The 15,192-nt window shown below is 71.0% G+C and carries 12 protein-coding genes; 5 read left to right on the top strand and 7 right to left on the bottom strand.

What is annotated here, in order from left to right; all coding sequences use genetic code 11:
• Window positions 1-11: 11 nt before the first annotated feature.
• The 5 genes from ACZ7MY_RS09270 to ACZ7MY_RS09250 form a co-directional block, all read right to left on the bottom strand.
• Window positions 12-296 (bottom strand): WhiB family transcriptional regulator, encoded by a 285-nt coding sequence (locus ACZ7MY_RS09270; RefSeq protein WP_499600664.1) that lies wholly within the window; start codon window positions 294-296, stop codon window positions 12-14.
• Window positions 297-361: 65 nt separating this feature from the next.
• Complete coding sequence (locus ACZ7MY_RS09265) at window positions 362-1,342, bottom strand: RNA polymerase sigma-70 factor (protein ID WP_499600663.1); 981 nt, start codon at window positions 1,340-1,342, stop codon at window positions 362-364.
• A gap of 313 nt (window positions 1,343-1,655) precedes the next feature.
• Complete coding sequence (locus ACZ7MY_RS09260) at window positions 1,656-2,414, bottom strand: sigma factor (protein WP_499600662.1); 759 nt, start codon at window positions 2,412-2,414, stop codon at window positions 1,656-1,658.
• A gap of 180 nt (window positions 2,415-2,594) precedes the next feature.
• Window positions 2,595-3,341 (bottom strand): SDR family oxidoreductase, encoded by a 747-nt coding sequence (locus tag ACZ7MY_RS09255; RefSeq protein ID WP_499600661.1) that lies wholly within the window; start codon window positions 3,339-3,341, stop codon window positions 2,595-2,597.
• A gap of 227 nt (window positions 3,342-3,568) precedes the next feature.
• The gene (locus ACZ7MY_RS09250) at window positions 3,569-4,348 is read right to left on the bottom strand and encodes an SDR family NAD(P)-dependent oxidoreductase (RefSeq protein ID WP_499600660.1); all 780 of its coding nucleotides are present in this window, start codon (window positions 4,346-4,348) and stop codon (window positions 3,569-3,571) included.
• 341 nt (window positions 4,349-4,689) lie between these two features.
• On the opposite strand from ACZ7MY_RS09250, the gene ACZ7MY_RS09245 reads away from it, so the two are divergent.
• The 5 genes from ACZ7MY_RS09245 to ACZ7MY_RS09225 all read left to right on the top strand — a co-directional run bounded on the left by ACZ7MY_RS09245 (window position 4,690) and on the right by ACZ7MY_RS09225 (window position 11,266).
• A complete protein-coding gene (locus ACZ7MY_RS09245) occupies window positions 4,690-5,463 on the top strand; it encodes a hypothetical protein (protein ID WP_499600659.1) in 774 nt (257 codons plus the stop codon).
• Window positions 5,460-7,763 (top strand): SDR family oxidoreductase, encoded by a 2,304-nt coding sequence (locus ACZ7MY_RS09240; protein ID WP_499600658.1) that lies wholly within the window; start codon window positions 5,460-5,462, stop codon window positions 7,761-7,763. Before ACZ7MY_RS09245 ends, ACZ7MY_RS09240 begins: the two co-directional genes overlap by 4 nt.
• 160 nt (window positions 7,764-7,923) lie before the next feature.
• Window positions 7,924-8,718 carry a ferritin-like domain-containing protein gene (locus ACZ7MY_RS09235; protein WP_499600657.1) on the top strand — a complete coding sequence of 265 codons (795 nt, stop codon included), beginning with the start codon at window positions 7,924-7,926 and terminating at the stop codon, window positions 8,716-8,718.
• Window positions 8,719-8,837: 119 nt separating this feature from the next.
• Window positions 8,838-9,566, top strand: a complete 729-nt coding sequence (locus ACZ7MY_RS09230; protein ID WP_499600656.1) for a lysophospholipid acyltransferase family protein — start codon at window positions 8,838-8,840, stop codon at window positions 9,564-9,566.
• Window positions 9,563-11,266, top strand: coding sequence for an FAD-binding oxidoreductase (locus ACZ7MY_RS09225; RefSeq protein ID WP_499600655.1), 1,704 nt, complete (start codon window positions 9,563-9,565; stop codon window positions 11,264-11,266). The genes ACZ7MY_RS09230 and ACZ7MY_RS09225 overlap by 4 nt, the downstream gene beginning before the upstream one ends.
• 19 nt (window positions 11,267-11,285) lie before the next feature.
• On the opposite strand, the gene ACZ7MY_RS09220 is transcribed toward ACZ7MY_RS09225, so the two are convergent.
• Together ACZ7MY_RS09220 and ACZ7MY_RS09215 are read right to left on the bottom strand one after the other, a co-directional pair.
• On the bottom strand, window positions 11,286-14,051 hold the full coding sequence (locus tag ACZ7MY_RS09220; RefSeq protein WP_499600654.1) for an ATP-binding protein: 2,766 nt from the start codon (window positions 14,049-14,051) through the stop codon (window positions 11,286-11,288).
• Between the two features lie 300 nt (window positions 14,052-14,351).
• Window positions 14,352-15,095 (bottom strand): sigma-70 family RNA polymerase sigma factor, encoded by a 744-nt coding sequence (locus ACZ7MY_RS09215; RefSeq protein WP_499600653.1) that lies wholly within the window; start codon window positions 15,093-15,095, stop codon window positions 14,352-14,354.
• Window positions 15,096-15,192: the final 97 nt, after the last annotated feature.

Genomic DNA, 15,192 nt, shown 5'->3' with positions numbered 1-15,192 from the left:
CGGGTGGGGCCTCACCGCGCCGCCCGGCCGAGGCCGGTCCGGCGGAGGCGGGCCGACGTCCGCCGCCGGGTCTCCCGCGACACCATCGCCCGCCGTTCGCGCTCCGTCGTACCGCCCCAGACGCCTTCCACTTGGCCGGCGTCCAGGGCCCACTGCAGGCACTTCTCCACCACGGGGCAGCGCCGGCACACCGCCTTGGCCTGGTCGATCTGCCCGTGCGCCAGGGAGCCGGTCCCCACCGGGAAGAACACCTCCGGGTCCTCGTACCGGCACCGGGAACTCTGCCGCCAGTCCATCGTGCGTCTCCTCGTTCGTGTGGCAGTCGGTCTGCGCTACGGGCGCGGATCCAGGCCCGCGTCCCTCACCCGGTGCCGCGGCCGGCCGGCGCGTCGCCGTCGGCACCGGAACGGGCGGCGTTCCTCAGGTAACGGGGAACGGCGGTGGCGCGGGACCGCGAGCCGAGGAAAGCGGCGATCTTGTCCGGACTCCAGACCCACATCAACTGGTGGATGCCCTCCGGCGACACGGCCAGGTTCAGGAACGTCAGGGGTTTGCCGTTCCTGAACGTCATCGCTCCGGAAAGCCCGTTGGCCTCGAGGAACCGCATGTCGTCGCCGCTCCAGAATCCCGGGTTGGCGGTGACCAGGTTCGTCACCCGCTCGGGGCCGACGACGGGGACGCGGGCGGCACCGCGAATTCCGTTCCCGTCGGAAAGGCTGACGACATCCGGTGCGAGCAGCGTCTGCAGCGTGGCGAGATCGCCGGTTTGCGCCGCCGAGACGAAAGCCTCGAGAAGACGCCGATGTTCCGCGGTGTCGACGGTCTCCCTCTGCTCGGCTTCCAGGTGTTTCCGCGCCCGGCTGATGATCTTCCGTACATTGACCACGGAAAGCTGGAGTATCTCCGCTATCTCGGCGTATTCGTAATGGAAGGCCTCACGGAGCACGTACGTCGCGCGCTCCGCCGGGGTCAGTCTCTCGAGCACCAGCAGCAGTGCGAGTTCCAGCGCTTCCGCGCGCTCCGCGCCCACGTACGGGTCGGCACTGGTGTCGATGGGTTCGGGCAGCCACGGCCCGATGTAGGTCTCGCGGCGTACCCGTGCGGACTGTCCGACGTTGATGGCGAGACGGGTCGTGACGGTGGTCAGGAAGGCCGACGGATTGTTCACCGCCGAGCGGTCGGTCTTCTGCCAGCGCATCCACACTTCCTGGACGACGTCCTCCGCCTCGACGGCACTGCCCAGCATGCGGTACGCGATACCGAAGAGACGTGGCTGCAATTCCACGAAAACCGAAACGGCCTGATCAAGGGTATTCGTCTGGGGGGACGTCTCAAAACACATGGTTCTGCTGTCTCCGTTCCTCCCGTCGCGCAGTCCGGCCACGCGACCAGGTGCCTACCGTTCGTCACACGCAGCTTCGGGAGCCTGCTTCACCGCATGTCGCCGGAATACCGTCGAAGCGCCGTCGCGGTTGCGTATCGCAGGGCTCGTTGAGTTGCGTCGGATTCGGCAGTCACCGGAAGTCACGGCCTGCCCCCATCGCATCCATGTGATAGACCAACGAAGACCCGGGCCTGTGACAGGACGGCCGGACATGTACCTTTCCTTGGATTCGCGGTATTTGGACGCCCTGATAGGCGTACGTCCGTCGATGTCAGTCGACGTGGACCCGGCGGTGGCGTTGCCGGCTCGAACCCCCGGGCCGGTTCCATGCGCGTAGTTTGTCGGGATTGAGTACGCACCAGACGTGCGTCACGTGGTCGTCGGCGATGCCGAGACTGATGACCGCGGCCACCTGGTGGTCGTAGCGTGCGACCAGACCGCTGCGTCCGTTGACAGCCTGGGTGGTGAGCACCGTGCGAGGGCGCGGTGCCAGCAGGGTCAGCAGGCTGCGGGCGACGTGCTCGGCGCCGTACGCCGGCCGCACCAGAGCGCGGACCTTGCCGCCGCCGTCGAAGAACGCCGTGGCGTCGGGGGCGAGCAGGGACGCCAGGCGTGCCGCGTCATCCGCCGCACAGGCCTGCCGGACCGCATGCGCGATCGTGTCGTGCTCCGCCGGCGTGCCGGCACGTGACCGCTGGAGCGCGAGCGCCACGAGTGCCGCCGGGGTGTGGCCCGCCATGTCCGCGGCGTCCGTGCCGGTGCCGGGGAGCGCCGGAACGTTCGCCCGGCGCGCGTCGGGATCGGCGGGCCGGGCCAGGCAGATCTCCCAGGCGACCTTCGTCAGCCAGGAACGGGGTGCCCGGATGTCGATCCGTACCGCGTCGGACAAGCCGTACCAGCGACGGTAGGTCTCGTCGACGACGCTCTCCGCCTGACTGCCGCTGCCCAGCATCCGGTAGGCGACGTCCAGCAGATGCCGCCGCTCGTCGACCAGTTCGCCGATCGGCACCGTCTCACGTGCATGATCCATGGAGCTCCCTCCCTCCCGCGGTTGACAGCTTGACCTGAGAGCCAGAGATGCTGTGACAACTTCTCCGGAAAGTTGTAGGACGATGGGATGCGGCGTCGGGTCCGCCGGGGAGGCCGGTTCACGTGCCCGCGGTGGACGGGAGGGTGGCCGCACGCCCGGCACAGCCACCCACCCGGGGCCTCATCGCCGGGGTGCGATCCAGTCGGCGAACCGGGTCCCGGTGATGTGCGCGTCCCGGCCCGGGAGGAGCGTGTCCTCCTCCAGCTCCACTCCGAAGTAGCGGGCACCGGGATCCGTGACGACCGTCCGGTGGTCGCTCCCGGCCGCGAGCCCCTCGCGGACGAGTTCGTCCAGCCGGAACTCGTCGGGGCCGGCGATCTCGACCGTGCCGTTGAGCGGGGCCGAGGTCGCGGTGCGGGCCAGCACGGCGGCCACGTCGGTGGAACAGACGGGCCGGATCCGCACGGGCGCCAGACGTACGGTGTCGCCGTCGGTCGCGTCGTCGGCGATCCCCTTGACGAACTCGAAGAACTGGGTGGCATGGACGATGGAGTAGGGAACCCCGGAATCCCTGATCAGCTCCTCCTGGAGCAGTTTGGCGCGGAAGTACCCGCTGTCCTGGAGGCGCTCCGTGCCGACCACGGAGAGGGCGACGTGGTGCGTGACGCCCGCCGTCACCTCGGCCTTCAGCTGGTTGGTGGTAGAGATGCGGAAGAACGTCGTGGCGACCTTCTCCTCGAAGGAGGGGGAGTTGGACACGTCGACCACGACCGACGCACCCGTGAACGCCTGCTCGAGTCCCTTGCCCGTCAGTGTGTTGACCCCCGTCCTCGGTGCGGCGGGGACCGCCTCGTGACCGTGTTCCTTGAGCCTGGCGACCACTTGCGCGCCGATGAGCCCGGTTCCGCCGATGACGACGATCTTCATGGTGCGATCCCCTCGGAAGTCCTCGGGCCTCGGCGGCCGGGCTCCGTGCCACGGGTGCTTCGCCGAAGCCGGTTGGGTTGGCCTGCACGAGAGGAGACAAGGCGATGCCTCCCCCCGTGACACCGCTTCCTTCCCGTGGGTCGGGACCCGCGACAACCAGGGGCCTCGCGACGAGGGCCATTCCGTAATGCCGTCGGCCGCCGGGGGAGCCCCGCGGCAAAGCCCCGTCAGTGAGCGGGAGTTCCGCTGCGGCTGGACGATATCCGGCGCGAGATCCACCGGACCGTGCGGCGCGGAAGGTGGCGCGTAAACCAGATCAGCAGCCGGTAGCGGAAACTCGGCATGGAGATCACGCGACCGCGGCGGACGTCCCGCAGCGACGTCTCGACCAGGCGGTCGGCGTCGAGCCAGAGGAACTCCGGAATGCTCGACGACCGGATTCCGGCGCGTTCGTGGAATTCGGTGCGAACCCACCCCGGACACAGGGCCGTCACGGTCACGCCCGTGCCGTGCAGCTCGTTCGCCAGCCCTTCGGTGAGCGAGGTCACGAAGGCCTTCACGGCCGAATAGCTTCCCATCGTCACGAAGCCGGCCGTGCTCGACACGTTGACGATCGCGCCGCTTCCCCGCTCCCGCATGGCCCGCCCGGCGGCGCCGGACAGCACCAGCACCGCACGGGCCATGACCTCGAGGGCCCGGTCGTGCGGGGCGGTGTCCGCCGAGGTCAGCGGCGCGTGCACGCCGAAACCGGCGTTGTTCACGAGCATCCCGACGGGACGGGCCGGGTCCTGCAGCCGCGCCGCGACACGCTCGACGTCGGCACGGTCGGACAGGTCGGCGGGCAGCACCTCCACGGAGCGGCCCCGGGCCTCGAGCTCGGCCCGCATCAGGCCCAGCCGGTCCTTGTCCCGCGCCACCAGGACCAGGTCCCAGCCGCGGTCCGCCAGCGCACGTGCGAACGCGGCGCCGATGCCCGACGTCCCACCGGTGATCAGTGCGATTCCCATGCGCACAACGGTAGGTGGCATGGAAACACACGCGACACCGGGTGTTGTCGGCCGACGTCGAAACGGGCCTTCCGGAGACCGTTTCCGCTGGTCGAAGATGGTGCGAAGGCAATCACGAGGTCCCGGCGCCGGCCGGTTCTCCGCAACGGCGAAGTACACCGTGTCACAGGAAGGGTCCGGGAGGTGTCTTCAAAGGGGAGCACATCGGGTGCTGCCCGGAAGCGCGGTCACCGGGAACAAGGGATCGCGACGGCTCACGGAGGGCCGGTCCCGGCGGGAATTCCAGGTGATCGAGGAGGTACGGCACAGTGAGGGACAGGGATTCGACAACCGGATTCGACGTGCGTGAGTTCGCCCGCACGGCGCACGGAAGTCACCGCGCGACGCTCGACCTCGCGTCGTTCTCCGACGAGCCGCTCGACGCGGAATCGGTCCGCCTCGTCCGGGCGCTGCGCGACATCGAGGGTGCGACCCTGCACCGTGTCCGGGACCTGCTCGTCACGGCGACGCACAAGGACGCGCGGGTCACCGCCTTCCTCACCACCTGGATGTTCGAGCGGTTCTGGATCGCCGACGCCCTCGACGCGATCCTGGAGAGTTCCCCCGCCGCCCGCGACCTCCCTCCGAGCACGGGTCCGGCACGGTGGGCACTGGCGGAGCGCCGTGAGCGCCGCGGCCCGATCCGTCGTTCCCTCATCGCCAACATCACGGGTCCGGACGTCGTCGCGGAACACGTCACGACGGGACTCGTGGACGAGTGGATCAGCTGCGCGGCCTACCGGCGGCTGGCCGAGGCCTCTCCCGCGATGGCGTCCGTGGTCGCCCCGGTCATGGAGATCAAGCAACGCCACATCTCCTTCCTCGCCGAGGAGGCCGAGCGGCGGCTGCGCCGTTCCGCCCGGGCCCGGCGTATCACCCGCCGGGCCCTGCGGTCCGCCGCGTGGCCGCTCGGTTCGGTCGCCCGCTCACGACACGAGCGCACCTTCTTCGAACGCCGTGTCTTCGGTGACCGCAGCGGACGGGCCGAGGCGGGCCGTATCCGCGCGATGGTCGCCGCGCTCCCCGGCATCGGTACCGATGTCGCATCCACCGTGGAATCGAGGCTCCTCCCATGACAGCGCGCAGTGCGACGACCGAACTCGGGTCCGCCCACGTCCTGTTGACCGGTGCCACCGGCTTCGTCGGGCAGGCCGTGCTGGAGCGGCTGCTCAGCGACCACCCCGCCACCCGCATCGCGCTCCTCGTACGGGGCAAGGGCAGCCAGACCGGGCAGGACCGGTTGCGGCACCTGCTGCGCAAGCCGGTGTTCAAGCGCTGGCGGGACGCCGTGGGAGCCGAGGCGGCCGAACGTGCCGTCCGTGAGCGGATCACGGTGCTCGACGGCAGCATGACCAGCGTCCCCGACTTGCCGTCCGACCTCGACGTCGTCATCCACTCGGCGTCCACCGTCTCCTTCGACCCGCCCATCCACGAGGCGTTCGACACCAACGTCAACGGCACCGTCAGCCTGTACCAGGCCCTGCTCGCCACCGGATCGGACCCGCACGTCGTCCACGTGTCGACCTGCTACGTCGGCGGACTGCGCCGCGGCGCGGTGCCCGAGGCCAGGCTCGAGCACGATGTCGACTGGCGCGTGGAATGGCGCTCGGCCGCTCAGGCGCACGAGCGCACCGAGCTCACCTCACGGGAGCCGGCGATGCTGGAGCGCTTCATGTCCCGGGCCCGCGGGCGCCACGGCAAGGTCGGCCCGACCGCGGCCGCCCGCGCGAGCGAGGACGGGCGGTGCGAGTGGGTCCGTTCCCAACTCGTCGACGCCGGCCGGCGTCGTGCGCAGAGCCTGGGCTGGACCGACGTGTACACGCTGACGAAGGCACTCGCCGAACGGGCCGCGGAGGAACTGTGGGGCGAGGCCGGGCACCGGCTGTCGGTGGTCCGTCCCTCGATCATCGAGAGCGCCCTGCGGCATCCGTTCCCCGGCTGGATCGACGGCTTCAAGGTCGCCGACCCGCTGATCTTCGCCTACGGCCGCGGCCAGCTGCCGGAGTTCCCGGGCCTGCCCGACTCGATCCTGGACGTCATCCCCGTCGACTTCGTCGTCAACGCCATCCTCGCCGCGGCGGCCAACCCGGCCCCCGCGGACGCCCCCGCGTACTTCCAGGTCGCCTCCGGCGCCTCGAACCCGCTCCCCTTCCACCGCATGTTCGGCAACGTGCGGGAGTACTACACGCAGCATCCGATGCCGAAGGGCGACGGCTTCGTCGAGGTGCCGGACTGGAAGTTCGCCGGCGAACGCAAGTTCAGCCGCGGGCTGCTGCTGGCGAGGAAGAAGGCCGACGTGACGGACCTCGCCCTGCGGCTGATGCCGAACAGCGACCGCAGGAACGAACTCGCGACCGCCAACACCAAACTGCGGGCCGACCTCGCCACCCTCGGCAACTTCACGGACCTGTACCGCGCGTACGCACAGAGCGAGATCATCTTCGACGACCGCAACACGCGGGCGCTGCACGACGCCCTCCCGGCTGAGGCGCGCGAGGACCGCGGCTTCGACGTCAAGGGCATCGACTGGGAGGAGTACCTGCAGAAGGTGCACCTCCCCGCCATCGACGAGCTGACGGCGGCCTACCGGCGGCGGAAGGAGAGCCGGCAGCCGAACGGCGGCACGCGACGCGAACTGCCGCAGCGCACGGACGTGCTCGCCGTCTTCGACCTCGAACGGACGGTCGTCGACTCCAACATCGTCGAGCAGTACCTGTGGATCAGCACCCTGGGCCTTCGCAAGACGGTCTGGGCCGCGGAGGCCGCGGACCTGCTCGCCTCGCTGCCCGGCTACCTGCGGGCCGAGAAGCGCGACCGCGGCGAGTTCATCCGCTCCTTCCTGCGCCGCTACCGCGGCCTGCCCGTCGCCCGTCTCGAGGAGATCGTGCAGCGCGGCTACGCCGGCATGATGCTGCGGCGGACGAGCGCCGCGGCGGTCGAGCGCATCCGTGAGCACCGTGCCGCGGGTCACCGCACCGTCCTGGTCACCGGCTCCATCGGGCTGCTCGCCGCGCCGATAGCCGGCCTGTTCGACGAGGTCGTCGGCAGTTCGATGCACGAGAGGGACGGTGTGCTCACCGGCTACCTGGCCAAGCCGCCGCTCGTCGACGAGGCACGGGCCGCGTGGCTCGTGCAGTACGCCAAGGACGGGGGTTACGACCTCGGCGCGTCCTACGGCTACGGCGACAGCCATTCCGACCTCGCGTGGCTGTCCCTGCTGGGCAAACCCTCGGCGATCAACCCCGACGCCGCACTGGCACGTGAGTCGCACCAGAGGAACTGGAACGTCTACCGCTGGAAGTGCGGGCCGGGCGTGCACCACGACGCCGTCACGGCGGGGGCGGCCCGTGCGGCGCGCCCCCGGAGGACGCCCTAGGACCTCGTCCCGCGCGGGCGGAACGGCCGCGGACGCCGCGGCACGGCGCCCCGGGGGCTGCCGGCGGCCCGGCCCGCCCTGCGCTTGCGCCCGCGCCCGCGTCCGGGCCCGAACCCGGTCCCGGCCAACGACTTCGGAACGTGCAAGGAAAGAACGTCTCATGGCTTTCGACATCGACAAGTACACCAAGAGCTCCGCCGCGGTGCAGTGGTCCGACCTCGACTTCGACGAGTTCGAGCGGAATCCGCTGCCCGAGGAGACACTCCGCACGCTGCGCTACATGTGTGACATCGAGTACCACACGGTGTGCTACCTGCGTGATCTGCTGACGACGCCTTCCCACAACGAGCCCGCGGTCGGCGCCTTCATGACGATGTGGAACCGCGAGGAGTTCTGGCACGGCGAGGCGCTCGCGGCCGTGCTGGCGCGCCACGGCATCGTCGTCGACTTCGACGCGGTCAAGGCGACCCGCCTGAAGCTCAGTTGGAAGGACCGCCTGGGGACCGTGCAGCAGACGCTCGTGAGCCGGCTCGTCGGACACGACTTCGTGGCCGTGCACATGGCGTGGGGAGCCGCGAACGAATGGTCGGCGAACGCGGCCTACCACCGGCTCGCGGCACTCGAGAGCCACCCGGTGCTGACGCCCCTGCTCCAGCGGATCGCCCAGCAGGAGACCCGGCACGTCGCGTTCTACGCGTCGCAGGCGCGTGACCGTCTCGCGGCCAGCAAGAAGGCCCGTGTGATCGCCCGCATGGCGCTTGAGAAGGCGTGGGGGCCCGTCGGCTCGGGCGTCATGCCCGAGAGCGAGGTCAAGCACGTCATGACGCACCTCTTCGCCGGCCCCGAGGGGCGCAAGCTCATCCGTGACATCGACTCCCACATCGCGAAACTGCCCGGCATGGACGGGCTGCGCATCGTCGAGGAGTCCATGGACCAGCGCGGCATCGCCGCATGAGCCCCGCCCCGGGACGCGTCCGTCCCCGCGCCGTCGCCAGACGGCACGCGACGCCGCGCCGGAGCCACGGGCACGCCACCCGGCGTGCGAAGTCACCCAGCCGAACAGGAAGGCAGACGATGCCCGCGAGAACGCGCGACCGTTTCACCTCCCGCTCCCTCGCCGTGGCCCGATTCGTGGCGCAGCGGGGGCTCTTGAAGGCCGTCGTCTGGAGCGAGACGAGCGTGACGGTCCTCGGACGGGAGCGCCTGCGGGACGTCGGGGGCCCCTACGTCGTCGTCGCCAACCACACCTCGCACCTGGACACCCCGCTCATCATGGGGGCGCTGCCCCGCCGGCTGGCGCGGCACCTGGCGGTCGGGGCCGCCGCCGACTACTTCTTCGACGTGTGGTGGCGCCGGGGCCTGACCGCCCTGTTCTTCAACGCCTTCCCCGTCGACCGGACCGGCACCAACCCGCGCCGCGTCAGCGCCCGGTCGCTGCTCGACCGCGGAGTGCCGTTGCTGATCTTCCCCGAGGGCACCCGGTCGCGCGACGGATCACTGGGTTCCTTCAAACCGGGAGCCGCCGCGCTCGCCTCCTCGACCGAGGTGCCGGTGCTGGCCGCGGCGATCGTCGGCGCCCACACGGTGCACCCTTGCGGATCGAAGTGGCCCAAGCGCGGCAGGCTCCCGGTGACGGTCGTCTTCGGCGACCCGCTGACCGCCCTGCCGGGGGAGGGGGTCGGCGAGTTCTCCGAACGCATCCGCTCGGCCGTGGTCAAGCTGGCCGAGGAGCACGCCGCCCCGGGCCTCCCCGTGCACGTCGCCCCGCACCACCACGCCGCAGCCGAAGGAGAGCGCCCGTGACCGCCGAATCGACCCGCCGCACCGGGGTACCGCGCGCCGGTGAGGTGAAGCACATGAAGTGGTGGGGCTGGGGCGTCGAAGGCGTCGGCTTCCACCACGAGGACAAGCCCGGTTTCGCGCCGTTCGTACGCGCGGCGGTCGGTCTCGACCTCCGGACGGGCAAGCGCGCGGAACAGCCCGAACTCACTGAGCTGAAGGTGCCGGACTCGCGGGCACCGGAGGAGTTCGTCGCACTCCTGCGCGATGTCGTCGGGGCGGAGAACGTCGTCACCGACGACCTGTCGCGGGTGGTGCACACCTACGGCAAGAGCCTGCGCGACCTCGTCCGCGTCAGGGCGGGCGAGTTCGCGCGCACGCCCGACGTCGTCGTCTACCCGGCCGACGAGGCCGAGGTCCAGGCGGTGGTCGACGCGGCCGTCGGGTCGGACGCCGTCATCATCCCCTTCGGGGGCGGCAGCAACATCGCCGGCAGCCTCGAACCGCACGCCGAGGAGTCACGGGTGGTCGTCTCACTCGATCTCGGCCGCCTGAACCGGGTGCTCGAGATCGACGCGGACTCCGGACTCGCGCGCGTCCAGGCGGGAGCCCTGGGGCCGGACCTGGAGTCGCAACTGAACCGGCAGGGCTGGACGATGGGGCATTTCCCCGACTCGTTCACCCACTCGACGCTCGGAGGCTGGGTAGCGACGCGCTCGTCCGGAATGCAGTCGGACAAGTACGGCGACATCGCGGACATCGTCAAGGGCCTGCGCGTGGTGCGGCCCGGCGGGGTCCTGGTGATCCGCGCCGTGCCGAGCGCGTCGACCGGGCCGAGCGTGCGGGAGATGGTGGTCGGCTCGGAGGGGCGGCTCGGCGTCATCACCGAGGTCACCGCGCAGATCCACCGGCTCCCCGAGACACGCGGCATCTACGCCTACTTCTTCAAGAACCTCGACCACGGCCTCGCCGCCATGCAGGCGATCGCCGAGAGCGACGCCTCGCCCTCCGTCACCCGCGTCTCGGACGCCCACGAGACGGGCTTCTCGCTGGCCACCAGCAAGGGGTCCAAGGGGGTCGCCAAGCTGCTGCAGGCCGGCCTCATGGCCTACCTCAAGAGGCGCGGCTGGAACCTCGACGAGATCTGCCTGTCGTTCATCGGTTTCGAGGGCGGCACGGCGCACGCCAAGCGGCAGAAGTCCATCGTCGACCGGATCGTGCGCCGGCACCAGGGCATCGGCGTCGGCAAGGGACCCGGTGCCCTCTACGACCAGAAGAAGTTCGACACGCCGTACATCCGCGACTTCCTGCTCGACCACGGCGCCGCCGGCGACGTGAGCGAGACCGCCGCTCCCTGGTCGCGGCTCCGCGACCTCCACGCCGCGGTCTACGAGGCGGCCGACGACGCCTACGAGGAGATCGGCCGCAGGGGCTGGATCATGTCCCACCTCTCGCACTCGTACCACTCGGGTGCCTGTCTCTACTTCACGTTCGCCTTCGTGCTGGGCGACGACCCGCTCGGCGAGTACGACACGGTCAAGCGCGCGATCCAGCAGGCGTTCGCCGACACCGGCGGCACCGTCTCGCACCACCACGGCGTGGGCCTGGAGCACGCGCCCTGGCTGGAGGAGGACATCTCCCCGCAGGGCGTCGCGGTGATGTCGGGACTCTTCGACGCCGCCGACCCGGGAGGCAACTTCAACCCGCGCAAGATCGTGCTCTGACCGCGGCCGTGCCGGTGCCTCAGTCAGGGGCATCGGTGGGGCCGGGGGAGGGCGGCGTCTCGTGGAGGTTCGCCAGCGCCTCGGCGATCTTTCCCCGGCTGGTGATGCCCAGGCGGGGATAGATCCGGTACAGATGGGCTCCCACGGTGCGGTGCGAGATGAACAGACGCTGACCGATCTCCCGGTTGCTCAGTCCCTTCGAGGCCAGGACCGCTATCTGCATCTCCTGCGCGGACAACTGCTCCGCGCTGTTCGCGCGCCGTCGACCGCTCGACTCGCCGGCGGCGCGCAGCTGCTCGCGGGCCGTCCGGGCCCAGGTCTCCGCGCCGATCCGGTCGAATTCGTCGCGGGCGACGCGCAGCGGGGTCCGGGCGTCCACGTGGCGGCGCTGCCGGCGCAGCCACCGGCCGTGGTGCAGGTGCAGCCGGGCGCGGGCCGGCGCCCAGCCGGCGGGCATCGCCGCGAGGGCCTCGGCGTAGCGCTGCTCGGCCGTCTCGTCGGGAGCCAGCACCGCCGCGGTGTAGGCGTGCGCCACCACCATCATCTCCGAGGGCAGTCGCCGGGCCAGTTCCGGCAGCCGCGCCATCACCTCCCGGGCGTCCTCGACGGTGCCTGCCGCGACGGCGGCGTCCGCCAGGTCGGGGGCGAGCAACCAGCGGCTCACCGAGTGGTGGTGCGGGTCGGCGGGATCGAAGGCGCGCGCGAGGAGTGCGTAGGCCTCGGTGGTACGGCCGTCGGACAGCGCGAGCAGGCCGTCGACCTGCTGCGCCATCACCGCGGCGAACGGCATGCCCGGGAACAGACGGTGGTTCCGCAGCTCCCTGATCGTCCGCGCCGCGGTCTCCGTCTCGCCGCGCAGTGCCGCCAGCAGCGCGGACGTCGCCTTCAGACCCAGCCAGACGATCCACTCCCCGGTCTCCTCGGCCAGGACGAGCCCCTCGCCGCATTCCTGCCGGGCCCGGTCGAACTGACCGAGGTACAACCGTGGCCAACTGCCCGCCAGCGCACGGGCGAGCAGCCCGAGCCGGCCCTGCGAACGCCACACCGCGGCCGCCAGCGCCAGGTAGCGCGCGGCCCGGCTGCAGTCACCCATGACCATGGCGCCGCTGCCCAGGTAGTGCAGGACCCGGCCGTCCGCCCGGTCCGGTTCGAAGCCGTCCAGCCGCGCGAGCACGTCCGCCCCGTGACGGTACGGTTCGGTGTACGCCCGCACCGTCAGCACGAGGGGCGTGTCCGGGTCGGGGTTCCACCGTTTCAGCTCTGCAGTGGCCTCGGCGCGCACCTCCGCGTCGCCGTCCTGGAAGAAGCACCGTGCGGCGGCGCGCCACAGCAGGTCCTCCGCTATGTCCGCGGCGCCCGCGTCGTTGGCCCCGGCCGCGGCCGTGACCATGTCCTGGATCCGACGGTGCGGTTCGTCCGGTTCGAAGGCGGCCTTGTCGGAGACGAGCAGCAGACGCGCCCGTTCCAGCGGGCCGACGGCACGCATGTCCGCCCGGTCCAGCAGCATCTGTGTGTGGACGCGGTCGTTGACCTCGCTGGACAGCTCGGCCGCCCGGATCAGCAGGCCCGTCCGGCGGTGGGCGTCGTGGACCAGGTCGGCCGCCTGGCGCAGCGCCGGGACGGCGGCGGCCGGCTTGCCCGCGGCCTGCAACGCGTCGGCGAAGTGCTCCAGCCGGTCGGCCAGTTCGTCGTCCGGACCGATCGCGGACGCGGCCTGGTGGGCGAGTTGCCGGTCGGGCGTGTCCGCCATCACCGCGGCGAGGGCGCGATGGGTGGCCAGCCGGTCGGTGACCGACGCCCGGGTGTAGATCGCCGAGCGCATGAGGGGATGGCGGAACTCCAGGGCACGGCCGACCAGGGTGACCAGACCCGCGTCGATCGCCTCCTGGAGCGCGTCCGGGGAAACGGGCGAGTCGGTCAGGTGCGTGGCGACCTTCAGCAGCCTCCCCATGGGCGCGGTCGGTTCGGCCGCCAGCGCCAGGAGGAGCGCCCGGCACTCACGGCTCGCCGAATCTGTACGCGCCGCGAAAGCGATCTCCAGTCGCTGGGTCAGCGGCAGGTCGTCCGTGTGGGCCGGCGGCATGTCCTCCAGGGCCTTGGGCAGTTCGATCAGGGCCAGCGGATTGCCCGCGGCGCGCTCCAGGACGAGCGTCCGCAGCCGGGCGGGCAGCCGGGGCGCGCCGGCGTCGAGCAGTTCGGCGGCGGCCTCCCGGCCCAGAGGCTCCAGATGGACGTCCGGAGGCGTGGCGGGGTCCGGCCGGAACGTGTCCGACGTGCGGACCCGTGCGGCGGCGACGATCAGTATCGGCAGATCACGGGTTCGCCGGGCCAGGAACCTGAGCACGTCCTTCGTGGACGAATCGATCCACTGCAGGTCGTCCACGAGCAGCAGCAGCGGCTGCCGGTCGGCGGAGTCGGCGAGCAGCTCCAGCACGGCCAGTGCGACGTGGAAGACCTGCGGCTCGGTCTCCGCGGAGCCGAACGCGCGGCCCAGGGTCTCGCGGTGCGCGGGCGACAGGTCCTCGATGCCGCGGACGGCCGGCTGCAGGAGCAGCTGCAGCGCGGCGAAGGGCAGCCACTGCTCGGTCTCCACCCCTGAGGTGCGCAGGATCCGGAAACCCTCCTCGGCGGCCTCCGCGCCGAGGGCACGGAGCAGAGCCGACTTCCCGACGCCGGCGGTGCCGTGGATCAGGAACGCCGTACCGCTGCCGGCCGCCGTCTCCGCCAGCAGCGCGCGCAGCTTCCGCAGCTCCTCGTCCCGGCCGATCACCGCGTGCGGATTCATGCCGGCCCGTTCCCGGCCGCCGGCGTCCTGGACCCGGTGCCGCCGTCCGCCCCGTGCTGCCCGCCGGCCCGCCTTCGGGCGGTCGTCGGCAGTGCGCGTACAGGGCTGAACATGCGGAGCTTCCTCTGATAACCGGCCACGTCCCTTCCGATGCTACCTGCGGGTGTCCGACGGGAACCCCGGCGCCTGCTCCGGCGGGACGGGCACGATGACTCGAGAATGACTCCGGTTCGCTCCCCCCGGGGCGAGCGCAGGGAGGTGCGGCTCGTGCGCGGCGGGAAGCCGACGCCGGCGACCGCGCTACGGCAGGCTCTTCCGTGGTGACGACTCCCCGGACCGCGCGAACACGTCCGTGTTGCTCCGGGGCGCGGACGATTTCCAGCGCCCGTACCCCGCGTGACGGACCTTGTCCCGTTCCCCGCCCGCGTCCTGGGCGAGGAGATCCTCCAGGACGGTGAGATTCCCCGACCGTGCCGCCGTCGTGAAGGTCTTGAGGAATCTCCGGTGCTCGGATCTGGATACCGGATTTCCCTGTCCGCCGAAAAGGTGCTTGCGCGCGCGGCTGACGATCTGGCGCGTGTTCGACTGGCTCATCCGGAGATTCTCGGCGATCTCGCTGTAGGGGTAGTCGAACGCGACACGGAGGACGAAGGCGGCGCGTTCCGTGGGGTTCAGCTTCTCGAGGATCAGCCGGAGGACCAGTTCCAGTGCTTCGGCCCTCTCGGCCGCGGTGACCAGGTCAAGGCCGGAGTCGATGTCCGCGGCCGCCCCCGTTCCGCCGCCGATCTCGTAGCGCAGACGGGCGGACCGCGCCGCGTTGAGGGCCAGGCGGGTGGCGGTCCTGGCCAGGAAGGCGGGCGGGTTCAGCACTCTCGCACGGTCGGTGCCCTGCCAGCGCAGCCAGGTGTCCTGGACCACGTCCTCGGCCTCGGACGCGCTTCCCAGCACGCGGCACGCGATCAGGAAGAGACGTGGGCGGAGTGCGTCGAAGTCGGCTGCGACGACCTCCAGCGAATTCTCGGGAGGTGTCTGTGAGGCGTGCATGATTCCTTCTTCTTCCCCGCGTGGATCTTTTGCTCTGTTCCGGAGTTCCGACCCGGCCGCGACGGCTCGGCGGCATTTCTGCGGGATCGGCCTTTCC

The sequence above is a fragment of the Streptomyces sp. NPDC111520 genome (assembly GCF_055635295.1).
Note: the sequence above shows the minus strand (reverse complement) of the source record. Positions and strands in the feature narration are given on the sequence as shown.